The sequence below is a fragment of the Mesorhizobium sp. M7A.F.Ca.AU.002.02.1.1 genome (assembly GCF_003998535.1).
Lineage (GTDB): Bacteria > Pseudomonadota > Alphaproteobacteria > Rhizobiales > Rhizobiaceae > Mesorhizobium > Mesorhizobium ciceri.
Genome location: NZ_RZPB01000746.1, coordinates 1 through 2921 on the forward strand (window position 1 = coordinate 1; position 2921 = coordinate 2921).

A 2921-nucleotide genomic window follows, 5' to 3' on the forward strand; every position below is an offset into this window, starting at 1 on the left:
CCACCAGGCGTCGTCGAAGGCGGCACCGACGTCGGGCGGCGCCGGAGCCCAGCCGACATCATTGCCGCCCTGACGCCAGACCACCCAGGCTGGCGCCCATTGATCGCCGGCGATCCACACCCAGCCGAAATCGGGATCATACGCCCAGCGGCCATAGTGATAGACGACATCGCCGAATGGCTCGGTGGACTGCCAGTACCAGCCATTGTCAGTCCAGACCCACCTGCCTTCGGTGTAGGGCCGCCATTGGGTATGCACCGAGGGAACCCAGACATCGCCGAAGCGGCTGGAGGTTCGCCATCCGCCATAGTTCGAAAGCCTTTCGCGGACGGTGACGGAAATTTCCGCCGCATGCGCCTGTGTTCCGGGCAGCATCAGCGGGCCGGTCAGCGTCGCACTCAAAGCCATGACCGCGGCCATTGCTGCAGCACGTCCACGCCGGCCGAGAGAGTGGCGTGAAGACGCTTGGAAAAAGGATATGATAATCATAACGGGCTCCAGAGTTCCGCATCCAGAAAATCCCGGGAACCGCCCTGCTGCCCGCCACCGCTTCCCGGCTTCTCACCGATCGGTTGTCATCGGCCCCGGTGACCGCATTGCGGCATTTGACCATCAACTTTGCGCGACCGGCGCGGCATTCACAAATGGGACGGTCGTTTCCGGCGCCCGGGCGATTGCGAAACCGCCGGGTGATCCCATTTTGCGAATAAACCATTGAAACCGCTGGAAACTATGGTGGGGCGTGACGAGGGCCGCCATCTCTGACGATACTTGATCGTCCGGCGGCAAGCCCGTCGGAGCCATCACCATGACGATCTGGATTTCACGGGAGGAAACCTGATGCTCGACAAGCCCTCTAGCAAGAAACTGTCTGACGTACTCGACCAGTTCGGCGCCGCGCTTGCTGCCGATGACATCGAGAAGGCGGTCGATTGCTTTCAAGAAGATTGCTACTGGCGCGACCTCGTTACCTTCACCTGGAACATCAAGACCATGGAAGGCCGCGACCAGGTCCGCGACATGCTGAAAAGCCAGTTGTCGAACACCAGGCCATCGCACTTCGCCATCGCCAAGGGCGAGGACGCGACCGAGAGCGGCGAACTGATCGAGGGCTGGATCAGCTTCGAGACGGAGGCGGCACGCGGCTTCGGCCATATCAGGCTGAAGAACGGCAAGATCTGGACGCTGCTGACCACCATGGCCGAACTGAAAGGCCACGAGGAGCCGGCAGGCTTCGCGCGGCCGATGGGCGCCAGGCACGGCTCGGGCAAGAACCGTCCGACATGGAAGGAAGAGCGCGAGAGGGAAGCCGCCGAGCTCGGCTTCAAGACGCAGCCCTATACGGTGATCATCGGTGGCGGCCAGGGCGGTATCGCGCTCGGCGCGCGGCTGCGGCAGCTTGGCGTGCCGACCATCATCATCGAGAAGAACGAGCGTGCCGGCGACAGCTGGCGCAAGCGCTACAAGTCGCTCTGCCTGCATGACCCGGTCTGGTACGACCATCTGCCCTATATCGATTTCCCCAAGAACTGGCCGGTCTTCTCGCCCAAGGACAAGATCGGCGACTGGCTGGAAATGTACACCAAGGTAATGGAGCTGAATTACTGGTCCTCGACCGAGGCCAAAAGCGCTTCCTATGACGACAAGACGAAGGAATGGACCGTTGTCGTCCACCGTGACGGCAAGGACATCACGCTGAAGCCGAAGCAACTGGTGCTGGCGACCGGACAGTCCGGCAAAGCCAATCTGCCGAAATTCAAGGGCATGGAGACCTTCAGGGGCGATCAGCACCACTCGTCGAAGCATCCGGGTCCCGACGCCTATGCCGGCAAAAAGGCCGTTGTCATCGGATCCAACAATTCCGCCCATGACATCGCTGCCGCACTTTGGGAAGCCGGCGCCGACGTGACCATGGTGCAGCGCTCGAGTACCCATATCTCCAGGTCCGACACGTTGATGGAAATCGGACTGGGTTCGCTCTATTCGGAGCAGGCGCTGCAGAATGGCATCACCACCGCCAAGGCCGATCTCATCTTCGCTTCGCTGCCCTACAAGATCCTGCACGAGTTCCAGATCCCGGCCTATGCCGAGATGAAGAAACGCGATGCGGCATTCTACAAGGGACTGGAAAAGGCCGGTTTCATGCTCGACTGGGGCGACGACGAGTCCGGCCTGTTCATGAAGTACCTCAGGCGCGGCTCTGGCTATTACATCGATGTTGGCGCATCGCAGTTGGTCATCGATGGTTCGATCAAGCTGAAGAGTGGCGTCGACGTCGAAGAGATCAAGCAGCACTCGGTCCTGCTCAGCGACGGGTCGGAACTGCCTGCGGACCTCATCGTCTACGCCACCGGCTACGGCTCGATGAACGGCTGGGCCGCCGATCTGATATCGCGCGAAACCGCCGACAAGGTCGGCAAATGCTGGGGCCTCGGCTCGAACACCACCAAGGATCCCGGCCCCTGGGAAGGCGAGTTGCGCAACATGTGGAAGCCTACACAGCAGGAAGCGCTGTGGTTTCACGGCGGCAACCTGCACCAGTCACGCCACTATTCACAATTCCTGGCGCTGCAGCTGAAGGCCAGGCAGGCCGGCTTGGCGACGCCGGTCTACGGGCTGCAGCAGGTGCATCACAAGGGGTAGGCGAGCGCGATTCCGGCGAAGCCGGAAGAAAGAAGGCAGGGCTTGCACCCTGCCTCCTTCCTTTGAGGGAATTACGCCGGCTTACCCGCCGCGAACTGCGTCACCACCCGCTGCAACAGCGGCACGTAATCGCGAAACGTCCGCGTCTTCATGTTGGCAATCTTGCCGCTCTCGTCCCAGATGCGGACCCGGACCGCTTCCTCATGGAACGGGTTCTTGCGGAACTCGGCCACCTCCTCGGCATTCATCGGCCCGCCCTGCAGCGACAGCGTATGCAC

General features: G+C 61.6%; 2 protein-coding genes and 1 pseudogene. 1 reads left to right on the forward strand and 2 read right to left on the reverse strand.

Annotated features, from left to right (window positions below):
• A partial coding sequence (locus EN879_RS30525) for a DUF6600 domain-containing protein (RefSeq protein ID WP_348631507.1) occupies positions 1 to 408 on the reverse strand: 408 nt, incomplete at its 3' end.
• Between the two features lie 432 nt (positions 409 to 840).
• Here EN879_RS30525 and EN879_RS30530 point away from each other — a divergent pair.
• Positions 841 to 2643, forward strand: a complete 1803-nt coding sequence (locus EN879_RS30530; protein WP_063168271.1) for an NAD(P)/FAD-dependent oxidoreductase — start codon at positions 841 to 843, stop codon at positions 2641 to 2643.
• A gap of 71 nt (positions 2644 to 2714) precedes the next feature.
• Here EN879_RS30530 and EN879_RS30535 read toward each other — a convergent pair.
• Positions 2715 to 2921: pseudogene (locus EN879_RS30535) on the reverse strand (phosphodiesterase); the annotation flags it as partial.